The organism is Streptomyces sp. (assembly GCF_031181555.1).
GTDB lineage: Bacteria > Actinomycetota > Actinomycetes > Streptomycetales > Streptomycetaceae > Streptomyces > Streptomyces fimbriatus.
In genome coordinates this window covers 47,803-73,312 of the sequence record NZ_JAPSKQ010000009.1, presented here as the reverse complement: position 1 = coordinate 73,312, position 25,510 = coordinate 47,803, and the positions used below count along the sequence as shown (strand labels likewise).

The window sequence follows — 25,510 nt, the reverse complement described above, 5'->3', positions numbered from 1 at the left end:
AAGGCGCCGTCCGCCGGCGTGCCTGCCGAGAAGGCCGCGGCGAGGAAGACGGCGTCCGGGACTGCGCGGGCCGGAGAGGCGGCGGGGAAGAAGACGGCGGGGAAGAAGACGGCGGGGAAGAAGACGGCGGGGAAGAAGACGGCGGGGAAGAAGACGGCGGGGAAGAAGGCGGTGGCCGGGAAGGCTGCGGTGGTGAAGGGGGCTGGGGAGGGGACGGTGCCGTCCGGTGGCGCGTCCGCCGAGAAGGTGACGGCGAAGGGGAGCGCGGCCGAGGCTGCGCCGGCAGAAAGGGCGCCGTCCGAGAAGGCGGCCAAGGGGGCGTCGGCGGGGAAGGCGGCGGGGGCTGCGCCGGCAGAAAAGGCGCCGGACGAGAAGGCGGTCAAGGCTGCGTCGGCTGGGAGGGCGGCGGCCAAGGGGGCGTCGGCGGAAAGGGGGCCGGTGCGGAGGGCGGCGGTGAAGAAGGAGGCGGTCGAGGCCGTGCCGGAGGAGGGGGCCGTGGTCGGGGAGGCGGGGGGCGGGGAAGCCGGGGGTGCCGTCGAGGCGGCCGTGCGCGGAGCCGGAGCGGGCGGTGCTCGTGGCGGGGGCGGGAAGAAGGCCGCCGTTCGGCGCACGGAGGGCATGGGGGGAAAGAGCAGGGGCACCACCAGGAACAGCGGGGGCACACAGGACATGGCCGGGCGTGGCACGGCCACTGACGCGGGTGCGGCCGAGGCCGCGACGCAGACGGGAGCGACGACGGTGGGTGCGAAGAAAATTCCTGGCACGGCCACGGCGGCGAAGACCGCCGTACCCAAGGCGCGGATCGCCGCGGCGGAGCCGGGCGACCTCGCGGTGCGGCCGGGTGAGGACCCCTGGACGCCGGAAGAGGTCGAGGAGGCGCGGGCCGGGCTGCTGACCGAGGTGGTGCGGCTGCGCGACGAGATCAGCTCGTCCGAGCAGTCGCTGGCCGGTCTCATGCGGGACTCCGGCGGCGGCGCGGGCGACGACGACGCCGACACCGGTACCAAGAACATCACGCGCGAGCACGAGCTGGCGCTCGCCGCCAACGCGCGCGAGATGCTCACCCAGTCCGAGCGGGCCCTGCAGCGCCTGGACGCCGGCACCTACGGCCTGTGCGAGAACTGCGGCAACCCCATCGGCAAGGCCCGCATGCAGGCCTTCCCCCGGGCCACCCTGTGCGTCGAGTGCAAGCAGAAGCAGGAGCGCCGTCAGTGATCGCCTCCGTATGCCTCCTGAGCGCGAGGGCCGTGCGGGGCGTGCCGTACCCTCGTCCTCAGTCAGGTACCTAGGTCGAGGGACTCACGTGGCAGAGGCGGAGCGCATCATCGGTACGCCGGACACCCCGGACGCGGACCGGGACGGGCAGGAGCGGGACGACGTCCACGCGGACGGCACCCCCGGGGCCGGCGCCCGGGAGACCGGCGCTCGCGGGGCCGATGCCCCGGCCGGCACGTCCGGCACCGAGGGGACGGCGGCGGAGACCGAGCGGCCCCGCGGCAAGCGTCGCGTCGCCGTGCTGTTCGCCGTCGCCGCCGTCGCCTACGCCCTCGACCTGATCAGCAAGATGATCGTGGTCGCCAAGCTGGAGCACCACGAGCCCATCGAGATCATCGGGGACTGGCTGAGGTTCGAGGCGATCCGCAACGCGGGCGCGGCCTTCGGCTTCGGCGAGGCCTTCACCGTGATCTTCACGGTGATCGCGGCGGCGGTGATCGTGGTGATCATCCGGCTCGCCCGCAAGCTGCACAGCCTGCCCTGGGCGATCGCGCTCGGCCTGCTGCTCGGCGGCGCCCTCGGCAACCTCACCGACCGGATCTTCCGTTCCCCGGGCGTCTTCGAGGGCGCGGTCGTCGACTTCATCGCCCCCAAGCACTTCGCCGTGTTCAACCTGGCGGACTCGGCGATCGTGTGCGGCGGCATCCTGATCGTGCTGCTGTCCTTCAAGGGGCTGGATCCGGACGGGACCGTCCACAAGGACTGAGCACGCGTTCGGGGCTGTCGGACCCGTCCGGCATACTCGACGGGTGAGCACGATTCCCGAGATCCGTACCCTGCCCGTGCCGGACGGCCTGGAGGGCGAGCGCGTCGACGCCGCCATCTCCCGCATGTTCGGCTTCTCCCGGACCAAGGCGGCCGAACTCGCCGCCGCGGGGAAGGTCACGGTCGACGGATCGGTGGTCGGCAAGTCGGAGCGGGTGAGCGGCGGTGCCTGGCTCGAGGTGGAGATGCCGCAGGCGCCCGCGCCGGTGCAGGTCGTCGCCGAGCCGGTCGAGGGCATGGAGATCGTGCACGACGACGACGACGTGGTCGTGATCGTCAAGCCGGTCGGCGTCGCCGCGCACCCCTCGCCGGGCTGGACCGGTCCGACCGTGATCGGCGGTCTCGCCGCCGCCGGCTACCGCATCTCGACCTCCGGCGCCGCCGAGCGCCAGGGCATCGTGCACCGCCTCGACGTCGGCACCTCCGGCCTGATGGTGGTCGCCAAGTCCGAGTACGCGTACACGTCGCTGAAGCGCCAGTTCAAGGAGCGCACGGTCGACAAGCGCTACCACACGCTCGTCCAGGGCCACCCCGACCCCACCAGCGGCACCATCGACGCCCCCATCGGCCGGCACCCGCAGCACGACTACAAGTGGGCGGTCACCGCCGACGGCAAGCCGTCCGTCACGCACTACGACCTCATCGAGGCCTTCCGCGCCGCCTCCCTCCTCGACGTCAAGCTGGAGACCGGCCGCACCCACCAGATCCGCGTCCACATGGCCGCCCACCGGCACCCCTGCGTCGGCGACCTGACCTACGGCGCCGATCCGACGCTCGCCAAGCGGCTCCGGCTGACCCGTCAGTGGCTGCACGCGGTGCGGCTCGGCTTCGAGCACCCCGGGGACGGGCAGTGGGTGGAGTTCTCCTGCGACTACCCCGAGGACCTGCAGCAGGCGCTGGACCAGGTCCGGGAGGAGACGTACGCGTGAGCACCCCCTACGTCGTCCGGGAAGCGGTGGAGCCCGCCGACCGCGAGGCGTGCTTCGCGGTGCGCAAGGACGTCTTCGTCGCCGAGCAGGGCGTCCCCGAGGACATCGAGTACGACGCGTACGACGCCGGAGCCGTGCACGTGCTGGCGGTCCGGGAGGACGGCGTACCGCTCGGCACCGGGCGGCTGCTGCACGGCGAGGCCGCCGCGGCGAAGAACGGCGGCGACCCGGCGGTCGGATCCCTGGGACGGCTCGCGGTGACCCGCCGGGCGCGCGGGCTCGGGGTCGGGGCGGCACTGGTGCGGGCCATCGAGGACGCGGCACGCGCGCGGGGCCTCACCGCCGTCGACCTGCACGCGCAGACCCACGCCCTGGGCTTCTACGAGCGGCTCGGCTACGTGGCCTACGGGCCCGAGTTCCCGGACGCGGGGATACCGCACCGGGCCATGCGGCGCGTTCTGTAACCGGGGTCCGCGAACGGCCTGGTGAGGGCGGCGGCGTGGCAGGCTGGAGGTCCGCCGGCCGCTCGTCGACCCTCCGGGAGCACTGACCGTGGACCAGTTGGCCCTGCTGTTCGCCCTGCTGCTCGGGGCCGTGGTGAGCGTTCCCGTCGGAGAGCGGCTGGGACTGCCGGCGCCGGTGCTGATGACGGTCCTCGGGATCGTCCTGGCGCTGCTGGAGTTCGTCCCGGACGTCGACGTCCCGCCGGACCTGATCCTGCCGCTGCTGCTGCCGCCCCTGCTCTACGCCGCCGTACGCCGGACGTCCTGGCGCCAGTTCGCGGCGAACGCCAGACCGATCCTCCTGCTGGCCGTGGCGCTGGTCTTCGTCACCACCCTGTGTGTGGCCGTCGTCGCCCACGCGATCGTGCCGGGGCTGCCGCTGGCCGCCGCCGTCGCCCTCGGCGCCCTGGTCGCGCCGCCCGACCCGATCGCGGCGACCGCCGTCGCCGGGAAGCTGGGGCTGCCGCGCCGGCTGGTGTCCATCCTGGAGGGCGAGGGGCTGTTCAACGACGTCACGGCCATCGTCCTGTACCACGTGGCGATCGCCGCCGCCGTGAGCGGCACCTTCTCGCCCTGGCGGGCCGGGCTGGACCTGGTGCTGTCGGCCGTGGTGGCGGTCGCGGTCGGGCTCGCGCTCGGCTGGGGCGCCAACAAACTGATGAGTCTGCTCGACGACCCGACCCTGCAGATCGCCCTGACGCTGCTGGTGCCGTTCGCCTCCTACGTCCTGGCCGAGGAACTGCACGGCTCGGGGGTGCTCGCGGTGCTCACCACCGCGCTCTTCCTCGTGGAGTACGCCGCCGACGCCGACGACGTCACGACCCGGCTCGCCGGGCACGCCTTCTGGGACATCGTGGACACGCTCGTCACCGGCGTCGCGTTCGGGCTGATCGGTCTGGAACTGCACAACGCGGTCCGGACCGCGGCCGGCCACTGGGGCGAGCTGCTCGTCTGGGCGGGGGCGATCGTGGGCGTGGTCGTCCTCGTCCGGCTGGCGTGGCTGCTGCCGGCGACCTGGCTGACGCAGCGGCTGCACACCGCGCGGGACACCGGTGAGGAGATCCCGGTGAGTTGGCGCGAGACCGTGGTGATGTGGTGGTCGGGGATGCGCGGGGTGGCCTCCGCCGCGCTGGCCCTCGCCATTCCGCTGGAGGCCGGGACCGGAGGTCCCTTCCCCGCCCGGAGCGAGATCATCTTCATCGCGTTCGGTGTGATCATGGCGACGCTGCTGGTGCAGGGGCTGACCCTGCCGTGGCTGGTGAACCGGCTGGGGGTGCGGGGCGACGCCGGGCGCGAGAAGGAGTTCGAGCGGCAGCTGGCGGTGCGGGCGGCGAAGGCGGCGAAGCGGCGGCTGCGGGAGATCGAGGAGGTCGAGGACCTGCCGGAGGAGCTGTCCGAACAGATGCTGCGGAGGTCGTTCGACATCGGGGTGCGGATCAGTCCGGAGATGGCTCAGGACGAGCGGCGGGAGGCGTACCGGCAGCGGGCGCTACGGCTGAAGCGGGTGCGGCGGATCGAGGGGGAGATGCTGAGCGCCGCGCGGCACGAGGTGCTGGCGGCGCGGAGCGAGCCGGGGGCCGATCCCGAGGTGGTGGACCGGGTGCTGCGGCAGCTGGACGTGCGGAGTCTGCGGTGAGTTCTCCGGGTTCCGCGGTGGTTCACCGCCGTCGGCGGCTTTCCGTTCGTAGGGTTCCCCCATGACTCGGAACGTTGTGATCAGCGGGGGCGGTACGGGAATCGGATTGGCCACCGCGCGTGTCTTCGCCGCCGACGGGGATCGGGTGCTGCTGCTCGGGCGGCGCGGGGACGTGCTGGAACGGGCCGGGGTGCCGGGTGCGCTGACGTACGCAGCCGACCTCGCCGACCCGGAGGCCGTACGGGGTGTCGCCGGCTTCGTGGGCCGGGAGTTCGGGGCCGTGGACGTCCTCGTCCACAGTGCCGGAGGCAACGGGCTCCTCGAAGACCGGGCCGACGGCGACGATCCGCTCGACGCCGTCGCCCGCTCCTGGACGGTCAACTTCCGGCTCAACCTGCTGACCGCCGCGCTGCTCACGGAAGCCCTGAGGGACCGGCTCGCCGAACCCGGCGGGCGCGTGCTGTTCCTCAGCTCCATCGCCGCCTACCGGGGGCACGGGCAGGTGGCGTACGCGGCGGCCAAGGCGGGACTGCACCCGTACGCCCATGACCTCGCCCGGAAGCTGGGGCCGCACGGCATCACCGTGAACGTGGTCGCACCCGGCTACATCGAGGACACCGCGTTCTTCGGCGACGGCATCGACGAGGAGCTGCGGACGCGGCTGGTCGAGGAGACCCTGGACGGGCGGGCCGGGACGCCCGGGGACGTCGCCGCGACCCTGCACTGGCTCGCCTCCCCGGGCGCCGCGCACATCACCTCGCAGGTCGTCCAGGTCAACGGCGGCGCCGAGCGCGGTCACTGAAGGGCGGTCAGCGCTCCCTCGGATGGCTGTGCACCCGGCGGGCCGCCGGTATGCCGCCGGGGGAGCGGCGGCCGTCGAGGCCCGGGGGCAGGACCGCGTCCGCCGTGTTGACCCGGGGCAGGGCGTACGGATGCTCGTTCGCCAGCCAGCGGATCATCCGCTCGCGGACCTCGACCCGTACCGTCCATATGTCGTCCGCGTCCTTGGCCGTCACCAGGGCCCGCACCTCCATGGTGCTGGGCGTGCTGTCCGTCACGGACAGGTTGTAGGCGCGGCCGTCCCAGGCCGGGCACTCCCGCAGGATGTCGCGGAGCTTGCCGCGCATCGCCTCCAGCGGGGCCGAGTGGTCGAGGTGCCAGAAGACGGTGCCGGTCATCTGCGGCGTGCCGCGCGACCAGTTCTCGAACGGCTTGGACGTGAAGTACGACACCGGCATGGTGATCCGGCGCTCGTCCCAGGTGCGCACGGTCAGGAAGGTCAGCGTGATCTCCTCGACCGTGCCCCACTCGCCGTCCACCACGACCGTGTCCCCGATGCGCACCATGTCGCCGAAGGCGATCTGCAGCCCGGCGAACATGTTGCCCAGCGTGGACTGGGCGGCGACACCGGCGACGATGCCGAGGATGCCGGCCGAGGCCAGCAGGGAGGCTCCGGCCGCCTGCATCGCGGGGAAGGTCAGCAGCATCGCGGCCGCCGCCACCACCCCGACGATCGCCGACACCACCCGCCGGATCAGCGTCACCTGGGTGCGCACCCGGCGGACCCGCGCCGGGTCGCGGTGGGAGCGGGCGTTGGCGTACCGGGTGTACGACGTCTCGACGACCGCCGCCGCGATACGGATCACCAGCCAGGCCGCCGACCCGATCAGCACCAGGGTCAGCGTGCGGCCGATGCCGACCCGGTGGTCCGGGAACAGCTGGGCCTCCTCGTAGGACCCTCTGAGCAGGGCCGCGCAGAGCACCAGTTGGTAGGGGATACGGGCGCGGCGGAGCAGGCCCCACAGCGGAGTCCCGTGGTCGCGTTCGTCGGCCTTGCGCAGCAACAGGTCGGTGGCCCAGCCGAGCAGCAGCGTGAGCACGACCGAGCCGCCGACCACGATCAACGGGCGGAGCACTTCATCCATGCCTTCGAACCTAACCGGCCCGGGCGGGCACGAACCTGTGACTTCCGCCCCCGTGCGGGTACTGCCGGGATCCGGCGTCGGCACACCGGGCTGGCACGATGGGGTTCATGAACATCATGCTCTTTCACTCGACCTACGGTCCGAGGCCCGCGGTGGGCCGGGCCGCCGACCGGCTGCGCGCGGCCGGACACGAGGTCTGGACGCCCGACCTCTTCGAGGGCCGTACGTTCGACACGGTCGAGGAGGGCACGGCGTACAAGGAGGAGACCGGCAAGGACGAGCTGCTGAGGCGGGCCGTGCTGGCCGCCGCGCCCTACTCGGAGCGGGGGCTGGTGTACGCCGGGTTCTCCTTCGGCGCCTCCGTGGCGCAGACGCTCGCGCTGGGCGACGACAAGGCGCGGGGACTGCTGCTCCTGCACGGCACGTCCGACATCGCGGCGAACGCCTCGGTGGACGGCCTGCCGGTGCAGCTGCACGTCGCGGAGCCGGACCCGTTCGAGACCGACGACTGGCTCAGCGCCTGGTATCTGCAGATGGGCCGGGCGGGAGCCGACGTCGAGGTGTACCGGTACCCCGGGGCCGGTCACCTCTACACCGACCCCGACCTGCCGGACTGGGACGAGGAGGCCGCCGAGGCCACCTGGCGGGTGGCACTCGGCTTCCTCGACTCGCTGGAGAACTGATCCCGGCGGGGAAGCCGGCCGGGCTACGCCTTGCGCCCCACCCCGCAGTAGGCGTCGACGGCCGCGGCGCCCCCGTCCGGCTCCCCGGCCTCCGGCCGCCACTCGGGCACCCGCACGACTCCGGGCTCCACCGGCTCCAGCCCTTCGAAGAACCCGGCGATCTCCTCGACACTGCGCACGTGGTACGGCACCGCGCCGCTCGCGTTGTACGCCTCCGACGCCGCGATCATGCCCTCGCTGGTGGCCGTACCGTCGCAGAGCACCAGATGGCTGCCCGAGGGAAGCCCCGCCATGAACCGGCGCACCAGGTCGCGGGCATGCTCGTAGTCGGCGACGTGACCGAGCGTGTTGAGGATCATCAGGGCGACCGGCCGGGAGAGGTCGAGCGTCCCGGCGGCGGCCCGCAGCACGGCCTCGGGGTCGTACAGGTCGGCGTCCAGATACGCGGTCCTGCCCTCCGGCGTGCTCGTGAGCAGGGCGTCCGCGTGGGTGAGGACGACGGGATCGTTGTCGACGTACACGATCCTCGCGTCCGGGGCGACGCGCTGGGCCGCCTCGTGCGTGTTGTCGGCGGTCGGCAGCCCGGTCCCGACGTCCAGGAACTGCCGTATCCCCTGTTCACCGGCGAGGTACCGGACGGCCCGCCCCAGGAAATGCCGGCTGGTGACCGCGACGTCGACCAGTCCGGGGAAGATGTCCTTGATCTGATCCCCTATCTCCCGGTCGACCTCGTAGTGGTCCTTGCCGCCGACGAAGTAGTTCCAGAAGCGCGCCGAGTGCGGCTTGGTCGTATCGATCCGGGCTCGTGTCTCGAAACCGGCGCGGTCCTGGGCGATGTCCTCCGACACGGCTGAGCCTCCTGTGGGACGGGTGATGATCAGTGCGCCCAACGTAGGCGAACCGACCGGGGAATTCCCCCGGTCGGCTCCTGCCGCCCCGGCCGGCCGCACTCTTTCGGCCACTCGCCCCGTCGGCCGTCCCCGGCGGGCACAGGCCCCTCGCCCGCGGACCTGCGCGGCCGAGGGGCCCCGGGCGTCAGACCGGGTCGTAGGTGCGCTCCACCTTCTGCGTGCCGCTGCGGGTGCGGTAGGAGCGGGCCCACTCGGCCGTGGCGTCCGCGTCCGTGCGGTCGGACAGGACGTAGTAGTCCATCTGCGCCCGTTCGGCGGTGACGTCCAGCACGCCGTAGCCGTGGCGGTCGGTGTCCACCCAGTGGACGTGCCGGTTGGCGGCCCGGATCAGCGGTGAGGCGATCGCGGAGACGGTGCCCTCGGGGACCTTGACGATGTCGTCGAGGTTGTCGGAGGTGACCGAGGTGACCACGAACTCCGTGGCGGCCGAGGGCGACAGCGGGTAGGTACCGGCGTTGACCGGTACGTCGTTGGCCCACGCCATGTGGATGTCGCCGGTGAGGAAGACCGTGTTGCGGACGGCGTTCGCGCGCAGGTGGGCGAGGAGTTCGCGGCGGTCGTCGGTGTAGCCGTCCCACTGGTCGGTGTTGAGGGCGAGGCCCTCCTGGGGCAGGCCGAGCAGCTTGGCGAGCGGCTTCAGCAGGTTGGCGGGGAGCGAGCCGATCGCGAACGGCGAGATCATCACCGAGGTGCCGACCAGCCGCCAGGTGGTGTCGGACGCCGTCAGGCCCGCCTTCAGCCAGTCCAGTTGGGCGCGGCCGGTGAGCGTGCGGTCCGGGTCGTCGACCTCGCCGTCGCCGAGGGAGACCTGCTGGGAGCGGAAGGAGCGCAGGTCCAGCAGGGAGAGGTCGGCGAGCTTGCCGAAGCGCAGCCGGCGGTAGGTGGTGCCGGCGAGCGCGGGCCGTACCGGCATCCACTCGAAGTAGGCCTGCTTGGCGGCGGCCCGGCGCGCGGCCCAGGTGCCCTCGGCGCCCTCGGTGTGGTTCTCGGCACCGCCCGACCAGGCGTCGTTGGCGATCTCGTGGTCGTCCCAGATCGCGATGACCGGCGCCTTGTGGTGCAGGGCCTGGAGGTCGGGGTCGGTCTTGTACGCCGCGTGCCGGACGCGGTAGTCGGCGAGGGTGACGATCTCGTGGGCGGGCGCGGTCGGGCGGACGACCTTGCCGCGTGTGCCGTACTCGCCGGTGCCGTACTCGTAGAGGTAGTCGCCCAGGTGCAGCCAGGCGTCCAGGTCGCCGCGGGCCGCGAGGTGGCGGTACGCCGAGAAGTGACCGGCCTCCCAGTTGGAGCAGGACACCACGCCGAAGCGCAGTCCGGTCACGGCGGCGTCGGCGGCCGGGGCGGTGCGGGTGCGGGCGACGGGGGAGTCGGTGCCGCCGGCGGAGAAGCGGAACCAGTAGTCGGTGGCGGGCCGCAGGCCGCGGATGTCCGCCTTGACGGTGTGGTCGGAGGCGGCGGTGGCGAGCGTCGAGCCCTTGGCGACGACGTCGGTGAACGCCCTGTCCCGGGCGACGGTCCAGCTCACCTCGGTGTCCGGGCCGAGCCCGGAGCCGGGTATCGCCTCCGGCGTCGGCGTCACGCGGGTCCACAGCAGGACGCCGTCCGGCAGCGGGTCGCCGGAGGCCACGCCGTGCAGGAAGGCGGGGGCCTGCGTCGCCGCCCGGGCGGGCAGGGACGCGGCGAGCGGTCCGGCCAGCACCGCGGTGGCGGCGGCTGCCTTGACGACCGTACGGCGGCGCGGGACAAGGGAGTTGGCGTCCGCGGTGGCGGAGGCGGCGCTCTCTGATGATCTGTGTCGACTGGTCACAGCCGATCAGGTTACTGACAGGTACACGCGAGAGCGGGCGAACTCGCCAAAGTTCGCCCGCTCTTCAGCGTGCGGTCAGCCGACCGGCGTTCAGGCCTTGAGGGCCTTGTCGATCGCCGCCTTGAACTCGTCCGCCGTCATGGGGGCGTTCTTGCCGTCGGAACCGGTGAGCTTCTCGCCGTCCATCATCAGGGTCGGGGTGCCCCGCACGTCGCTGTTGTCGAAGGTCTCGGACATCTCCAGCGCCCACTTGTCGTAGGTGCCGTCCTTGACGTCCGTCTGGAACTGCTTGTTGTCCTTCAGGGCGTCGACCGTGTTCGCGATCTCGATCAGGTACGAGTCGTCCTTGAACTTGTCCTCGCTCTCCTGGGGGTGGTACTCGGCCGAGTAGAGCGCGGACTTGTAGGCGAGGAACGCCTCGGGACCGACGTTCAGCGCGGCGCCCAGGGCGCTCAGGGCGTTCTTGGAGCCCTCGCCGGTCAGGTTGCGGTCGAGGAACGAGGCGCCGACGAACCGGATCTTGTACTTGCCGTCCTCGACGTCCTTCTCGATCGTCTTGCCGACGTTCTGCTCGAAGGTGGCGCAGACCGGGCAGCGCGGGTCCTCGTACAGCTCCAGGGTCTTCTTCGCGTCGGACTTGCCGATGACGACGGTCGTGCCGTTCTCGCCGCTGCTGTTGGCCGGCTTGACGAGCTTGTCGTCCTTCGCGGCCTCCCAGTAGCCGGGCTCGTTGCCCTGGACGACGGCGTAGCCGATGCCGCCGGCTATCGCCAGGACACCGACGATGGAGCAGGCGACGATGACCTGCCGCTTGACCTTGTCGCGCTTGGCCTGGCGCTCGCGCTCCGCGCGCAGGCGCTCTCGGGCCGCCGTCTTCGCCGCCTGGCTGTTCCGCTTGCTCATGGTGATGTTCTCCACGGGGGACGCACACGGTCGTGTGCGGGATACGTATGGGGGACTGCTCGTGCTCGGGGTGCCGCCGGTGCCGGAGCGGGGGAGCCGCCTCAGGCGAGGGCGGCGGAGCACGGCGGGCCACGCCGTCCCAGGGAGTGCACGAGGATCCGGGTCCGGGCCGTGGCGGGGCGGCGGACCGGGAGGGCGGGGCGGCGGACCTCCGGGGTCCGGCGGTCCGTCACCGCCGCGACCGCGAACAGCAGCGGCCGGACCGCCGTCGAAGCCGTCGCCGCCACCGCGCCGAGCAGCTGGGCCAGCGCCCGCTCGCCGCGGCGCAGCCAGGCGGCGGCGAACAGGCCGACGCCGATGTGCGCGCCGAGCAGCATCCAGGCGACGGCCGGGTCGGCCTGGGCGAGCAGGACCGCCAGCCGTTCGCCGCCCTCGGAGGCGGTTCCGGTCACGCGGGCGAGCGGCGCGCCCACGCTGGTGCCGTCGCCGCACAGCACGTCGAAGCCGACGGAGCGCAGCGGGCCCGCGACCGGGCCGCCCATCCGGCCGTAGCAGACGTGCTGGCCGGTGGTGAAGACGGTGTCGGCGGCCAGCTCCAGCGGGATCAGCAGGGCGGCGATCCGCCCGAAGGAGCGCTCCCGTCCCGCCAGGGCGTACGCCAGGAGGAACACGGCGGCGGTGATCGCGGCCACCGTGTTCAGCGGCAGCGGAGCCCCGGACAGCAGCACGTGCGACGCGGTGCTGAGCGTCACGACCACTGCCGTGAACAGCGCCGCGCGGACGGCTCTGAGCTGGGTTCCGGATATGTCCATGGCGGTGAAGAGTCTGTCACGTGCTCCGGTAAGGGATCCCTAAAGGGTTCCTGTGGACGTGAGGATGGTTACAGCCCTGGAATCCCGCCGTTGCGGAACAGGTCCAGGAAGATCTGGTGGTCGCGGCGGGCGCGGGCACCGTAGTCGTGCGCGAAGTCGACCAGGAGGGGTGCGAGGCCCTCCTCGTCGGCCGCGATCGCCGCGTCGATGGCCCGCTCGGTGGAGAACGGCACCAGGGACTCGCCGGAGGTGTCGTCCGCCGCCGCGTGCATCGCGGCCGTGGCCCGGCCGAGGTCGGCGACGACCTGGGCGATCTCCTCGGGGTCGTCGATGTCGCTCCAGTCCAGGTCCACGGCGTACGGCGAGACCTCGGCGACCAGCTGGCCGGCGCCGTCCAGCTCGGTCCAGCCCAGCCACGGGTCGGCGTGCGCCTGGAGGGCGCGCTGGGAGATCACCGTGCGGTGGCCCTCGTGCCGGAAGTAGTCCCGGACCGCCCGGTCGGTGATGTGCCGGGAGACGGCCGGGGTCTGGGCCTGCTTGATGTAGATCACGACATCGTTCTCCAGGGCGTCGCTGTGGCCCTCCAGGAGGATGTTGTACGACGGCAGCCCGGCCGACCCGATGCCGATGCCGCGGCGGCCCACGACGTCCTTCACGCGGTAGGAGTCCGGGCGGGCCAGGGAGGCGTCCGGCAGCGTCTCCAGGTAGCCGTCGAAGGCGGCGAGCACCTTGTAGCGGGTGGCGGCGTCCAGCTCGACCGCGCCGCCGCCGGCGGCGAAGCGGCGCTCGAAGTCGCGGATCACGGTCATCGAGTCCAGCAGCCCGAACCGGGTCAGCGAGCGGGCGTCGCGCAGCGCGTCGAGCAGCGGCCCCTGGGCGGTGTCCAGCGTGAACGGCGGCACCTCGTCGCTCTTCGCGCCCGTGGCCAGCGCGTGGATGCGCTCGCGGTAGGCGCCCGCGTAGATCCGCACCAGCTCGGTGATCTGCTCGTCGCTGAGCGCCTTCGCGTAGCCGATCAGCGCCACGGAGGCGGCGAAGCGCTTGAGGTCCCAGGTGAAGGGGCCGACGTAGGCCTCGTCGAAGTCGTTGACGTTGAACACCAGGCGGCCGTTGGAGTCCATGTACGTGCCGAAGTTCTCCGCGTGCAGATCGCCGTGGATCCACACCCGGGACGTCCGCTCGTCCAGGTACGGTCCGCCGGGTGTCCGCCCGGCGTTCTCCGCGTCCAGGTCGTGGTAGAAGAGGCACGCCGTCCCCCGGTAGAAGGCGAAGGCCGAGGCCGCCATCTTCCGGAACTTCACGCGGAACGCGGCCGGGTCGGCGGCCAGGAGCTCGCCGAAGGCGGTGTCGAGGACGGCGAGGATCTCCTCACCGCGGTGCTCGTCGTCGAGCTGCGGGACCGACATCGCTGGGTGCCTCCTGGTGCGGGACGTCTCGGGACGGCCGGGCCGTCCTCTGTCTAACGTGTGAAGGGTCACGGGAGTGCCCGTGACCCCGCCCGAAGGTACGCCGGGACGGCCCCCGGGCGTCAGTGCCGGGGCATAGACTTCGACGCTGTCCCCCGGACTGTCCGCCCGCCCGTCGCCGACTGTTCTCCTTGGAGGCCGCACCGTGTCAAAGCCGCCGTTCACGCACCTGCACGTCCACACCCAGTACTCGCTGCTGGACGGTGCCGCGCGGCTGAAGGACATGTTCAACGCCTGCAATGAGATGGGCATGACGCACATCGCCATGTCCGACCACGGCAACCTGCACGGAGCGTACGACTTCTTCCACTCCGCGCAGAAGGCCGGAATCACCCCGATCATCGGGATCGAGGCGTATGTCGCCCCCGAGTCGCGGCGCAACAAGCGCAAGATCCTCTGGGGCCAGCCGCACCAGAAGCGGGACGACGTCTCCGGTTCCGGTGGTTACACCCACAAGACCATCTGGGCGGTCGACAAGACCGGCCTGCACAACCTCTTCCGGCTCTCCTCCGACGCCTACGCCGAGGGCTGGCTGCAGAAGTGGCCCCGGATGGACAAGGAGACCATCGCCAAGTGGTCCACCGGGCTCGTCGCCTCCACCGGCTGCCCCTCCGGCGAGGTGCAGACCCGGCTGCGCCTCGGCCACTTCGACGAGGCCCTGAAGGCGGCCGCCGACTACCAGGACATCTTCGGCAAGGACCGCTACTTCCTGGAGCTGATGGACCACGGCATCGAGATCGAGCACCGGGTCCGCGACGGTCTGCTGGAGATCGGCAGGAAGCTCGGCATCCCGCCCCTGGTCACCAACGACTCGCACTACACGTACGCGCACGAGGCGGGCGCCCACGACGCGCTGCTGTGCATCCAGACCGGGAAGAACCTCTCCGACCCGGACCGCTTCAAGTTCGACGGCACCGGCTACTACCTCAAGTCCACCGACGAGATGTACGCCATCGACTCCTCGGACGCCTGGCAGCAGGGCTGCGCCAACACCCGGCTGATCGCCGAGATGGTCGACACCACGGGCATGTTCGAGAAGCGCGACCTGATGCCCAAGTTCGACATCCCGGAGGGGTACACCGAGGTCAGCTGGTTCCGCGAGGAAACCATGCGCGGCATGCACCGCCGCTTCCCGGACGGCATCCCGGACGACCGCATGAAGCAGGTCGAGTACGAGATGGACACCATCATCTCGATGGGCTTCCCGGGCTACTTCCTCGTGGTCGCCGACTTCATCATGTGGGCCAAGAAGCAGGGCATCGCCGTCGGCCCCGGCCGGGGCTCCGCGGCCGGCTCGATCGTCGCCTACGCGCTCGGCATCACCGACCTCGACCCCATCCCGCACGGCCTGATCTTCGAGCGGTTCCTCAACCCCGAGCGCATCTCGATGCCCGACGTCGACATCGACTTCGACGAGCGCCGGCGCGTCGAGGTGATCCGGTACGTGACGGAGAAGTACGGCGCCGACAAGGTCGCCATGATCGGCACCTACGGCACCATCAAGGCCAAGAACGCGATCAAGGACTCCGCGCGCGTGCTGGGCTACCCGTACGCGATGGGCGACCGCATCACCAAGGCCATGCCCGCCGACGTCCTCGGCAAGGGCATCCCGCTGTCCGGCATCACCGACCCGAACCACCCCCGCTACTCGGAGGCGGGCGAGGTCCGGGCGATGTACGAGAACGAGCCGGACGTGAAGAAGGTCATCGACACCGCGCGCGGCGTGGAGGGCCTGGTCCGGCAGATGGGCGTGCACGCGGCCGGCGTGATCATGTCCAGCGAGACCATCACCGAGCACGTCCCGGTCTGGGTCCGGCACACCGACGGCGTGACCATCACGCAGTGGGACTACCCGAGCTGCGAGTCGCTCGGCCTGCTGAAGATGGACTTCCTGGGCCTGCGCAACCTGACCATCATGGACGACGCCGTCAAGATGGTGAAGGCCAACAAGGGCATCGACATCGACCTGCTGTCGCTGCCCCTGGACGACCCCACGACCTTCGAGCTGCTCCAGCGCGGCGACACCCTCGGCGTGTTCCAGTTCGACGGCGGACCGATGCGCTCCCTGCTCCGGCTGATGAAGCCGGACAACTTCGAGGACATCTCCGCCGTGTCGGCCCTGTACCGGCCGGGCCCGATGGGCATGAACTCCCACACCAACTACGCCCTGCGCAAGAACGGCCAGCAGGAGATCACGCCCATCCACCCCGAGCTGGAGGAGCCGCTCAAGGAGGTCCTGGACGTCACCTACGGCCTGATCGTCTACCAGGAGCAGGTGCAGAAGGCCGCCCAGATCATCGCCGGGTACTCGCTCGGCGAGGCCGACATCCTCCGCCGCGTGATGGGCAAGAAGAAGCCGGAGGAGCTGGAGAAGAACTTCGTCATCTTCCAGGCCGGCGCCCGCAAGAACGGCTACAGCGACGAGGCCATCCAGGCGCTGTGGGACGTGCTGGTGCCCTTCGCCGGCTACGCCTTCAACAAGGCGCACTCCGCCGCGTACGGACTGGTCTCGTACTGGACCGCCTACCTCAAGGCGAACCACCCCGCCGAGTACATGGCCGCGCTGCTCACCTCGGTGAAGGACGACAAGGACAAGTCGGCCGTCTACCTCAACGAGTGCCGCCGCATGGGCATCAAGGTGCTCCCGCCGAACGTCAACGAGTCCGAGGCGAACTTCGCCGCGCAGGGCGACGACGTGATCCTCTTCGGCCTGTCGGCGGTGCGCAACGTCGGCACCAACGTCGTCGAGTCGATCATCAAGTGCCGCAAGGCCAAGGGGAAGTACACGTCCTTCCCGGACTACCTCGACAAGGTCGACGCGGTCGTCTGCAACAAGCGCACCACGGAGTCGCTGATCAAGGCCGGTGCCTTCGACTCCCTCGGCCACACCCGCAAGGGCCTCACCGCCCAGTACGAGCCGATGATCGACAACGTGGTCGCGGTCAAGCGCAAGGAGGCCGAGGGCCAGTTCGACCTCTTCGGCGGCATGGGCGAGGAGGAGACCAGCGAGCCCGGCTTCGGCCTCGACGTCACCTTCACCGACGAGGAGTGGGACAAGACCTACCTGCTCGCCCAGGAGCGGGAGATGCTCGGCCTCTACGTCTCCGACCACCCGCTGTTCGGCCTGGAGCACGTGCTGTCCGACAAGGCCGACGCGGGCATCTCCCAGCTCACCGGCGGCGACTTCGGCGACGGCGCGGTGGTCACCATCGGCGGCATCATCTCGGGCCTCCAGCGCAAGATGACCAAGCAGGGCAACGCCTGGGCGATCGCGACGGTGGAGGACCTCGCGGGCTCCATCGAGTGCATGTTCTTCCCGGCGACCTACCAGCTGGTGTCGACGCAGCTGGTCGAGGACGCCGTGGTGTTCGTCAAGGGCCGCCTCGACAAGCGGGAGGACGTGCCGCGCCTGGTGGCGATGGAGCTGATGGTCCCCGACCTGTCCAACGCGGGCACCAACGCGCCCGTCGTCCTCACCATCCCGGCGACGCGCGTGACCCCGCCGATGGTCAGCCGGCTCGGCGAGATCCTCACCCACCACAAGGGCGACAGCGAGGTCCGCATCAAGCTCCAGGGGCCGACGAAGACGACGGTGCTGCGCCTGGACCGGCACCGGGTCAAGCCGGACCCGGCCCTCTTCGGCGACCTGAAGGTCCTCCTCGGCCCCTCCTGCCTGGCGGGCTGAGCGGACTGAGCGGGCGGCATCGCGTGCCCGGCACCGCGTGCCGGACACGCGTGAGGGGCGCACCCCAGGGCGATGGCGGGTGCGCCCCTTTTCCTGTGCCTGGGTCTCAACAACCCGTTATGCGGTGTCAGTTGTGGCCGAAGCGCTTCTGCCGGCCCTTGCCTCGCCCGACCTCGCCGGGCGTGGCCTCCGTGGTGCGCTGCTCGTCCGGCGTCTCCATCCCGGCGGACTGCGTCGCCCGCCGGGCGTGCTCGGCCTGCGGCTGCTTCCGGTCACGGTTCTTGTTCTTGGCCATGGTGATGCCTCCTGTGGGGGATCTAGGGGCCAGGGCCGGAACCAGATTCACACAGCCCGACAACGGGCGCATGCCGGACAATTACCGTGTGTGACCGGGGTGGTCGGGGGAGGAAGTGTGGAAACGCCACGCCGAAGATCGAGTTCGGGCCGTTAACCCCGGCGTGGTCGGGCAGACTCGAAGCAAGCCCGAAGCAAACCTCCCGGAAAGAGGGTGGATCGCGTGGACCGCTGCATCGTCCTGGTGGACGCCGGGTATCTGCTGGGGGCCGCCGCCAGTCTCCTCGCCGGGGAGCCCTCGCGGTCCCGCATCACCGTCGACCACGCGGCCCTCATCCAGGGGCTGCGCGAACGCGCCGAATCCGACACGCGGCAGCCCCTGTTGCGCATCTACTGGTTCGACGGCGCCCCCGACCGCGTCCCGCAGCCCGAGCACCGCAGGCTGCGCGTGATGCCCCGGGTCACCGTCCGGCTCGGCGCGCTGACCCGCAGCGACGGCCGCTGGGCCCAGAAGGGCGTCGACGCCGCGATGCACGCCGAGCTCACCGAGCTGGCCCGCAACCGGGCCTGCTCCGACATCGTCCTGGTCACCGGCGACGGCGACCTGCTGCCCGGCATGATGGCCGCCAAGGAACACGGCGTCGCCGTCCACCTGTGGGCCGTGCAGGCGGCCGACGGCGACTACAACCAGTCCGAGGACCTGGTCGCCGAGGCCGACGAGCGGCGGGTGCTGGACCGCGCGTGGATCACCCAGGCCGTACGGGCCAAGGAGTTCACCGGGGTGTGCGCCCCGCCGCCCGTGCCGCGGCCCGAGATCGCCGCGATCCTCTCCGCCCCGCTGCCGGAGTCCGCGCTCGCCGCGGCGGCCGAGCGGACCGCGCAGGAGCCGCAGCACCCGGCCGCCACCGCGCAGAACGGCACCGTGGAGCGGACGCCCGCGGTCAAGGGCGTGCCCACCCCCAAGGACCTGGCCGCCCTGCGCGGCCCCGGCGCCCAGCACCCCCAGCCGCCGGCGTCGGCCACCCTGCGCTGGTCCTCCGACAAGGGCTGGGTGGACCGGCCCGTCGCCGAGCCCCCCGAGGCCGCCTCCATGCCGACGCTCGCCCAGCTGACCACGGCCGAACAGCGGTGGGCCGACCGCGAGGAGGACATCACCACCGTCGGCGGCGACCCCTTCGAGGTGGGGCAGGTCTTCGCCCGGCGCTGGGTGGAGCGGCTCGGTGACCAGGGCCACATCCAGAAGCTGTCCGCCATGTACCCCCGCATCCCGCACCGCATCGACGGCGAGCTGCTGCGCTACGCGGCCCGCTTCGGGCTCCTCGCCCACAAGGACGACCAGATCGACGAGCGCGACCGGTACGCCATCCGGGCGGGCTTCTGGCGGGAGATCGACGTGCGCACGGGCACGGAACGGGCCGCCTCCGCCGAGTGAGGCGGGCCGGGCCCGGGAGGGGCACCGCGGCCCGTCCGGGACGGGATGAGGGCCCTGACGCCGGTGTCCGTGCCGGGGCGGCGGGATCGAACGGTACTGCCGCGGGTCCACGGCGTACCGGTGGATGTGCGGCGCCGGGCCGACCCGGAAGCGGACCGGGGCGGCCGACCCCGTAGGCTCGTCCCTTGTGAGTACGCGCGCGGCACAGGCATTCCGGCACGGTGGTGACGTCGTGTGTGCGGTGCGCGGGCTGACCAAGACCTATCCGGCGGCGCGCGGACGGCGCGGAGTGCCGGCGACACCCGAGATCCGGGCCACCGACGACGTACGGCTCGACATCCGGCGCGGCGAGATCTTCGGCCTGCTCGGGCCGAACGGGGCCGGCAAGTCCACCCTCGTGCGCCAGCTGACCGGGCTGATGCGGCCCGACCGCGGCAGCGTGGAGATCCTCGGCCACGACGTCGTGCGCCATCCCGAGCGGGCCTCACGCATCCTCGCCTACCTCGGGCAGGAGTCCACCGCCCTCGACGAGCTGACCGTGTCCCTCGCCGCCGAGACCACCGGCCGGCTGCGCGGGCTCGACGTGCGCCGGGCGCGGGCCGAACGGGACGCCGTCCTCGAGGAGTTGGGGCTCACCCCGATCGCCGGGCGCCCCCTCAAGAAGCTGTCCGGCGGCCAGCGGCGGCTGGCCTGCTTCGCCGCCGCGCTGGTGGGGGAGCGGCCCCTGCTCGTGCTGGACGAGCCCACCACCGGCATGGACCCGGTGGCGCGGCGCGCGGTGTGGTCCGCCGTCGACCGGCGCCGGGCCGAGCGCGGTACGACCGTGCTGCTGGTCACCCACAACGTCATCGAGGCCGAGACCGTCCTCGACCGGGTCGCCGTCCTGGACCGGGGCCGGGTCATCGCCTGCGACACCCCGACCGGGCTGAAGGAGCAGGTCGCGGGCGAGGTCCGGGTCGAGCTGGTGTGGCGCGAGGCGGCGCCGCTGCATGTGCCCGAGGTCGCCGCGCTGCGGGACCGGGTCGTCGAGTCGGGCCGCCGCTGGACCCTGCGGCTGGCACCCGAGGAGGCCCGTACGGTCGTCGCCACCGTCACCGGCGGGGCCGCCTTCGCCGCCCTGGACGACTTCACGCTGGCCACGCCCAGCCTGGAGGACGTGTACCTGGCGCTGGGCGGCGCCGCGCGACAGGGGCTGGTGAAGGCATGAGCACACGGGCCGTGTCGTCCGTACGGAACGGGGCGACTGCCGGAGCGGATCCGAGCGGACCTCCGAGCGAAGGGGAGCAGCACGACGTGAGTGTCGTACCCGCCGATGTCCTGCCGGGCGGCGCCCTGGCCGTGGGGGAGACCGCGCCGGAACCGGCCGGGCTCGGCCCCCGGGCGCGGCTGTGGCCGTCGCTGGCGGCCGTGTACCGGGCGCAGCTGTCCCGGGCGCGGGTGGCGAGGATCCCCCTGCTGTTCGTGGCGACCTTCCAGTCGGTCGGGATCATGATCCTGATGCGCGGGGTCGTGGACGGCGGCGGCGAGGCGCAGGCCGTGGTCGCCGGCTCGTCGGTCCTGGTCGTCGCCTTCGTCGCGCTGAACCTGCTCGCGCAGTACTTCGGGCAGCTGCGGGCCAGCGGCGGGCTCGACCACTACGCCACCCTGCCCGTGCCGCCGGCGGCGGTGGTGCTGGGCGCGGCCGGCGCGTACGCGTCCTTCACCGTGCCGGGGACCGTCGTGACCGCCGTCTTCGGGTGCGTCCTGTTCGGGCTGCCCCTGGCGCACCTGTGGGTGCTCGCGGCCGTGATCCCGCTCGCCGGGGCCGCGCTCGCCGGGCTGGGCGCGGCACTGGGCCTGCTCGCGCCGCGGCCGGAAACGGCCACGCTGCTGGGGCAGCTGGGCATGTCGGCGGCGCTGCTGCTGGGCGTGCTGCCGGCGGAGCGGATGCCGGAGGCGGTGCGCCTGGCGCGGGACCTGCTGCCGTCGACGTACGGCGTCGAGGCCTTCGCGCGGACCTTCGGCCCGCACCCCGACTGGGCCCGCGTGCTCGGCGACCTCGCCGTGTGCGGGGGCGTCGGCGTGATCTCGCTGGCCGTGGCGACCTGGGCGTACCGCAGGGCCGCCGTCCGGTGACGCGCCGCACAGCCGGGCCTGGCACGATGTCAGGGTGAGCGCACCTCTGACACCGCCCCCGCCTCCGCACGAACATTCCGCGCGGGACGCGTGGCAGTCGCCGTCCGACGGGCACGCGACCGCCCCGTACCGGCACGGGAACACCGGGCACGCCGAGTACCCACGGCACGGCTGGTGGTACGAACAGGACGGTCCCGGGATGAAGACGGAGATGCGGGAGGCCGCCGTGACCGCGGTGGCGGTGGCGCTCGGCGGGGTGCTCCTCGGGGTGCTGTGGTGGTGGCTGGCGCCGCGCGTGCCGCTCGTGGGCGACGTGGTGGGCGGCAACTGGGTCGTCTACCTCAAGGACACCGAGGGCGAGCACGCCGTCGGGGTGGACGGGACCTTCTCCCTCCTGGCGCTGGGTTTCGGCGCGGTGAGCGCGCTCGCCGTGTTCCTCGTGCGGCGGCGCGGGGGCGTGCCGCTGGTGGTGGCGCTGGCGGCCGGAGGGCTGCTCGGATCGCTGCTGGCCTGGCGGATCGGCGTATGGCTCGGTCCCGCACAGGACGTGATCGCCCAGGCGAGAAGCGTGGGCAAGGGGGTCACCTTCGACGCGCCGCTGAAGCTGAGCGCCAAGGGCGCGCTGCTGGTGTGGCCGTTCGCGGCGCTGGTCACGCACCTGGGGCTGACCGCCCTGTTCGGCCCCCGCGACCCGGACCACTTCCCGCCGCCGGACCCGTACGTCCCGCAGGGGCCGCACGGGGCGGCGCCGGGTTCCTAGGCCCTGTCGTCGAACTTCCGTCCGCCTTGCGACGCCATGCACGCTCTCCCAGGCTCTTCGAGCATGAAGGGCCCCGGAGCACGCACCTGACGCCGAGAGACCCGCCCTCCGGGCGGACGACGCGAGTCCGACGACGGGAGCCGGCCCCCGGCTCCGGCGGCCTGCGTCGGGCGCCGCCGGTTCCCACGGCCTGCGCCGGGCGCAGGCCGTGGTGCGCCCGGCCCTTCTTCGTGCGCCACCTGCGTCGGCGGGTCCCCTTCGACGTGCTCTTTCTCGACAGCCGAGGAGGAGGGTCCCGGCGAGGGGCTACGCGCGCCCGATCGGGGCCAGGGTCGCCGAGGTCAGCCTGGTCAGGTCGTCGGGGGAGAGCTCGACCTCCAGGCCGCGGCGGCCGGCCGAGACGCAGACCGTGTCGTGCAGGGCGGCCGACTCGTCCAGGACCGTCGGCAGCTTCTTGCGCTGGCCGAGGGGCGAGATGCCGCCGCGGACGTACCCCGTGGTGCGTTCCGCCAGCGCGGGGTCGGCCATCGCGGCCCGCTTGCCGCCGACCGCCGCCGCGAGCGCCTTCAGGTCCAGCTGGCCGGCCACCGGGACCACCGCCACCGTCAGCGCGCCGTCGACGTCCGCCACCAGCGTCTTGAAGACCCGGTCCGGCGAGACGCCCATCGCCTCGGCCGCCTCCTCGCCGTAGGACGGGTGGGAGGGGTCGTGGTCGTAGGAGTGGACGGTGTACCTCACCCCGGCCGCGGTGAGGGCCACCGTGGCGGGCGTACTGCCCGTCCGCCGTCCGCCGCCCCCCTTGTTGTTCGAATGCGCTTCGCGCGCCCCTTCATCCTGTTGGTGCTTCTTCGACTTCTTCGCCACCCGTCACATCCTCCCAGACGGTCCGGAACGGAAAGCGGCCGCCTCCGCACGGAACGGCATCCGGGCGGAGGCGGCCGCGCGTGCTACCGCCGGGGCCGACCCGTGATCAGCAGGTCGCCCAGGGCGTCTCGAACGTCCCCTGCCCGGAGACCTTGATCAGGCCCTTGTAGTCACGGGTGCACGGGTAGCTCATGGTCCACGTGGTGGCGGCCCGCTCACCCACGCTGATGGTCTTGGTCGGTCCCCAGGTCGTGGTTCCGGCGGAGTTGCGGAACCCCAGGTTCGCCGTGATCGTCGAGCCGTCCTTCTTCGTGTAGAAGACCTCGATGCGGCTGGGGCTGGTATTCAGGGAGATGCAGAGCTGGCCGTTGCTCAGACTCGTGCACTCGACCCTGGCCTGGATGCCCACCTCCGCGGCCGGGGCGGCGTCACGCACGGACGCGTGCGCAGGAGCGATCATGAGCGTGGAACCCGCCGCGACGGCTGCGGCGACGGTGAGTACGCTTCGAAGGTTCATGCGGGTGGTCCTCCTGCACTTGTACGGTCATGGCCATGATCAAGGCCGTAGTGATCATAGGCAGGCGGGCACCGCGAACCACATCGATTTTGCGTCAGTTGTGGCTGGTCGGGCCCCTTGTCAGGTCGGCCGCGGGCAGCGACGGCAGGCTGCGGATGATGGCCGTCTCCGAGCGCAGGAGCCGCAGCTCGTCGCGCAGTCGTGAGGCCGTGTCCGGTGCCTGGAGCAGACGCTGCTTCGTCGGCGTGTCCAGCACCATCGCGGCGGCGACCAGGTAGGAGACGACGCCCGGCTCGTCCGGCAGGTCCGCACCGGTCGCCAGCGACCGCTCCCGGGCTCCCGCCAGTCGCTTCTGGTACTGGCGGAACGCCCGCAGCACCCCCTCCGCCAGCGTCCCCGCCTCGTCGCCGGGCTCCTCGGCCACCGTCTCCAGTTCGGCCGTCAGATACGGCCCGGAGGCGTCGACCGACAGCAGCCGCACCCGGGTCGTTCCGGTCGCCAGCACCTCGAAGGTGCCGTCGGCCCGCTCCCGGATCGTCGCCGCGTCGGCCACACAGCCCACCTTGTGGAAGGCCCGGAGCGGGTCGGTGCCGAAGCCGGCCGCCGGACCCCGGTCGGGCACGGCGGTCGGGTCGGGCATGCCGGGGGCGCTCGACGCGACCTCGTGGCCGTCGCGGATCGCCACGACGGCGAACCGGCGCGGCTCGTCCTCCGAGATCTTCAGCAACTCGCGCATCATGGCGCGGTAGCGCTCCTCGAAGACGTTGAGGGGGAGCACGAGCCCCGGGAACAGCACCGTGTTCAGGGGGAAGAGCGGGAGCCGGACGGTGGTCACGACGCAAAAGCCTAATGGTCGCCGGAGCGGACTCGTCCGCCCCGTCCATTCCTTGAATGGCCGACGTCCGTGACGGAGGAACCGGTTCCCGCCCCGGAGGAACCGGACGCGACCGCCGCGCACACGTCCTGACGCACCTCCAGGAACCGCCCGAGCGGGTCGTCCGCGTCCCGGTCCCAGGGGAAGGACGTGGCGTACGGGCCGGTCAGGCGCAGCTGTTCCAGGGCGTCCGGCCAGCGTTCGAGGCGGACCAGGACGTAGGTCAGCAGATTGCGCAGCTCGGCCGGCCAGGAGTGGGCCGCGGGCAGCCGGGCGGACAGGGCGGCGGCGCGGTCGGCCGCCGCTTCGAGCCGTCCGCGCGGCACCTCGGGGCCGCCGCCGTCGGTCAGATAGCCGAACGCCGCCCGCAGCGGCAGTGCCTGGGTGAGCGAGCCGTCCGGCGCGTCCTGGGCGGCCAGGTCCGCGAAGTCGAGGCACTCGCGGTGTGCGCCGCGCCAGGAGGACGACAGATAGCGCAGGGCCGCCACATGGCAGCCGTAGTGGTGCGGGGCGCGGCGGACCGCCGCCTCCCACAGCTCCTGGAAGTACCGGTGCCCGGCGCGCGCGCCGCGGGCGTGGTCCAGGGCGAGCCGCCACGGCACCGGATCGTGGTCGTTCCCCTTCGCGGCGGCGGTGATCAGCGGGCTCACCCCGCGCAGCAGCTCGGCCCGGGCCGGTGAGGCCCAGGCGCGGTCCACCGCCCGCTGGGTCTCCACCAGCAGCCCGTCGGGGTCGTGCGGGTCGAGGGCGCGCCAGGTGTCCAGCCACTCGGGGCGCGAGCGGGCGAAGGCGGCCAGCCGCCGCACATAGCGGTCACGGTGCTCCCAGGCACCCCGGCGCCGGGTGGCGGCGAGCAGGTCGGCGGCGGGCACGTGATCGCCGTCCGCCGCCGCGACCAGCGCCGGACCCAGCGCGTCGTCGGGCGCGTCGAGGAGCACGTCGTCGTCGGCGGGCAGCGCGACGGCGGCGGCGGGTGCGACGCCCGTCCTGCCTCGTGCCCGGGACGTACGGGTGAATCCGTGCAGCAGAGCCATGGTGCCGACCATTGAAAGACCGCAGGTCACAGCCGCGCCAGAGCCCACGCTGAAGTCGCGGAAGGTTGTACGCGGCTCGGTCAAGGCCCGGTAAAAAGCCGGTGGTTCCGCACCGCGCGCGATGCCCGCGGAGCACTGGAGGGCTCAATCGTCATACAGGATTCGTCGTACGAGATGTCGTCCGCCCCGCGGGGTCCGCCCCGCTAGGTCCGCCGCAGCGTCCGCGTCGCCCCCGCCGCCACCGTCGTCGCCAGGATCCAGCCCAGCAGGATGAACGCGGACGTCAGCCACTGCCAGCCGCCGCGCAGCTGCCAGAAGCC

Annotated in this window: 23 protein-coding genes; 12 read left to right on the top strand and 11 right to left on the bottom strand. The window is 72.2% G+C overall.

Annotated elements, in window-relative coordinates:
• The first annotated feature begins 18 nt into the window (after window positions 1-18).
• The 6 genes from RIM90_RS31510 to RIM90_RS03850 all read left to right on the top strand — a co-directional run bounded on the left by RIM90_RS31510 (window position 19) and on the right by RIM90_RS03850 (window position 5,910).
• On the top strand, window positions 19-1,215 hold the full coding sequence (locus RIM90_RS31510) for a TraR/DksA C4-type zinc finger protein (protein WP_375165395.1): 1,197 nt from the start codon (window positions 19-21) through the stop codon (window positions 1,213-1,215).
• A gap of 88 nt (window positions 1,216-1,303) precedes the next feature.
• Entirely contained in the window at window positions 1,304-1,981 is a 678-nt protein-coding gene (lspA, locus tag RIM90_RS03870) for a signal peptidase II (protein ID WP_309059094.1), read from the top strand.
• Between the two features lie 43 nt (window positions 1,982-2,024).
• On the top strand, window positions 2,025-2,969 hold the full coding sequence (locus RIM90_RS03865; protein WP_309059093.1) for an RluA family pseudouridine synthase: 945 nt from the start codon (window positions 2,025-2,027) through the stop codon (window positions 2,967-2,969).
• A complete protein-coding gene (locus RIM90_RS03860; protein WP_309059092.1) occupies window positions 2,966-3,433 on the top strand; it encodes a GNAT family N-acetyltransferase in 468 nt (155 codons plus the stop codon). The genes RIM90_RS03865 and RIM90_RS03860 overlap by 4 nt, the downstream gene beginning before the upstream one ends.
• Before the next feature lie 88 nt (window positions 3,434-3,521).
• Window positions 3,522-5,108 carry a Na+/H+ antiporter gene (locus RIM90_RS03855; protein WP_309059091.1) on the top strand — a complete coding sequence of 529 codons (1,587 nt, stop codon included), beginning with the start codon at window positions 3,522-3,524 and terminating at the stop codon, window positions 5,106-5,108.
• Between the two features lie 61 nt (window positions 5,109-5,169).
• A complete protein-coding gene (locus RIM90_RS03850) occupies window positions 5,170-5,910 on the top strand; it encodes an SDR family oxidoreductase (RefSeq protein WP_309059090.1) in 741 nt (246 codons plus the stop codon).
• 7 nt (window positions 5,911-5,917) lie between these two features.
• Here the strand turns inward: RIM90_RS03850 and RIM90_RS03845 are convergent, their stop codons facing one another.
• Window positions 5,918-7,033: a mechanosensitive ion channel domain-containing protein gene (locus RIM90_RS03845; RefSeq protein WP_309059089.1), complete on the bottom strand. Its 1,116-nt coding sequence runs from the start codon at window positions 7,031-7,033 to the stop codon at window positions 5,918-5,920.
• Window positions 7,034-7,140: 107 nt separating this feature from the next.
• On the opposite strand from RIM90_RS03845, the gene RIM90_RS03840 reads away from it, so the two are divergent.
• On the top strand, window positions 7,141-7,716 hold the full coding sequence (locus RIM90_RS03840; protein WP_309059088.1) for a dienelactone hydrolase family protein: 576 nt from the start codon (window positions 7,141-7,143) through the stop codon (window positions 7,714-7,716).
• A gap of 23 nt (window positions 7,717-7,739) precedes the next feature.
• Here RIM90_RS03840 and RIM90_RS03835 read toward each other — a convergent pair whose 3' ends face one another.
• From RIM90_RS03835 to RIM90_RS03815, 5 genes are all read right to left on the bottom strand, one after another.
• Complete coding sequence (locus tag RIM90_RS03835; protein WP_309059087.1) at window positions 7,740-8,564, bottom strand: SAM-dependent methyltransferase; 825 nt, start codon at window positions 8,562-8,564, stop codon at window positions 7,740-7,742.
• A gap of 187 nt (window positions 8,565-8,751) precedes the next feature.
• On the bottom strand, window positions 8,752-10,434 hold the full coding sequence (locus RIM90_RS03830; protein WP_309059086.1) for an alkaline phosphatase D family protein: 1,683 nt from the start codon (window positions 10,432-10,434) through the stop codon (window positions 8,752-8,754).
• Window positions 10,435-10,524: 90 nt separating this feature from the next.
• The gene (locus RIM90_RS03825; protein WP_309059085.1) at window positions 10,525-11,337 is read right to left on the bottom strand and encodes a DsbA family protein; all 813 of its coding nucleotides are present in this window, start codon (window positions 11,335-11,337) and stop codon (window positions 10,525-10,527) included.
• A gap of 101 nt (window positions 11,338-11,438) precedes the next feature.
• Complete coding sequence (locus tag RIM90_RS03820) at window positions 11,439-12,149, bottom strand: hypothetical protein (protein ID WP_309059084.1); 711 nt, start codon at window positions 12,147-12,149, stop codon at window positions 11,439-11,441.
• 68 nt (window positions 12,150-12,217) lie between these two features.
• Window positions 12,218-13,555 (bottom strand): DUF2252 domain-containing protein, encoded by a 1,338-nt coding sequence (locus RIM90_RS03815; protein ID WP_309059083.1) that lies wholly within the window; start codon window positions 13,553-13,555, stop codon window positions 12,218-12,220.
• Between the two features lie 205 nt (window positions 13,556-13,760).
• Between RIM90_RS03815 and dnaE the strand changes: the two genes are divergently transcribed.
• The gene (gene dnaE, locus RIM90_RS03810; protein WP_309059082.1) at window positions 13,761-17,300 is read left to right on the top strand and encodes a DNA polymerase III subunit alpha; all 3,540 of its coding nucleotides are present in this window, start codon (window positions 13,761-13,763) and stop codon (window positions 17,298-17,300) included.
• Between the two features lie 127 nt (window positions 17,301-17,427).
• Here dnaE and RIM90_RS03805 read toward each other — a convergent pair whose 3' ends face one another.
• Window positions 17,428-17,595, bottom strand: coding sequence for a hypothetical protein (locus RIM90_RS03805; protein ID WP_309059081.1), 168 nt, complete (start codon window positions 17,593-17,595; stop codon window positions 17,428-17,430).
• Between the two features lie 222 nt (window positions 17,596-17,817).
• Here RIM90_RS03805 and RIM90_RS03800 point away from each other — a divergent pair, with 222 nt between their 5' ends.
• The 4 genes from RIM90_RS03800 (at window position 17,818) to RIM90_RS03785 (ending at window position 21,901) form a co-directional block, all read left to right on the top strand.
• Window positions 17,818-19,026 carry an NYN domain-containing protein gene (locus tag RIM90_RS03800; protein WP_309059080.1) on the top strand — a complete coding sequence of 403 codons (1,209 nt, stop codon included), beginning with the start codon at window positions 17,818-17,820 and terminating at the stop codon, window positions 19,024-19,026.
• A 232-nt stretch (window positions 19,027-19,258) separates the two neighbouring features.
• Window positions 19,259-20,233 (top strand): ABC transporter ATP-binding protein, encoded by a 975-nt coding sequence (locus RIM90_RS03795; RefSeq protein WP_309059079.1) that lies wholly within the window; start codon window positions 19,259-19,261, stop codon window positions 20,231-20,233.
• Window positions 20,234-20,319: 86 nt separating this feature from the next.
• Entirely contained in the window at window positions 20,320-21,141 is an 822-nt protein-coding gene (locus RIM90_RS03790; protein ID WP_309059078.1) for an ABC transporter permease, read from the top strand.
• Window positions 21,142-21,175: 34 nt separating this feature from the next.
• Window positions 21,176-21,901, top strand: coding sequence for an AAA family ATPase (locus RIM90_RS03785; RefSeq protein WP_309059077.1), 726 nt, complete (start codon window positions 21,176-21,178; stop codon window positions 21,899-21,901).
• Window positions 21,902-22,207: 306 nt separating this feature from the next.
• Here the strand turns inward: RIM90_RS03785 and ybaK are convergent, their stop codons facing one another.
• From ybaK to RIM90_RS03765, 4 genes are all read right to left on the bottom strand, one after another.
• Complete coding sequence (gene ybaK, locus RIM90_RS03780) at window positions 22,208-22,765, bottom strand: Cys-tRNA(Pro) deacylase (protein ID WP_375165394.1); 558 nt, start codon at window positions 22,763-22,765, stop codon at window positions 22,208-22,210.
• 106 nt (window positions 22,766-22,871) lie between these two features.
• Window positions 22,872-23,282 (bottom strand): hypothetical protein, encoded by a 411-nt coding sequence (locus RIM90_RS03775; RefSeq protein WP_309059076.1) that lies wholly within the window; start codon window positions 23,280-23,282, stop codon window positions 22,872-22,874.
• A 94-nt stretch (window positions 23,283-23,376) separates the two neighbouring features.
• Window positions 23,377-24,117 carry an LON peptidase substrate-binding domain-containing protein gene (locus tag RIM90_RS03770; RefSeq protein ID WP_309059075.1) on the bottom strand — a complete coding sequence of 247 codons (741 nt, stop codon included), beginning with the start codon at window positions 24,115-24,117 and terminating at the stop codon, window positions 23,377-23,379.
• Between the two features lie 11 nt (window positions 24,118-24,128).
• Window positions 24,129-25,202 carry a hypothetical protein gene (locus RIM90_RS03765; RefSeq protein ID WP_309059074.1) on the bottom strand — a complete coding sequence of 358 codons (1,074 nt, stop codon included), beginning with the start codon at window positions 25,200-25,202 and terminating at the stop codon, window positions 24,129-24,131.
• Window positions 25,203-25,510: the final 308 nt, after the last annotated feature.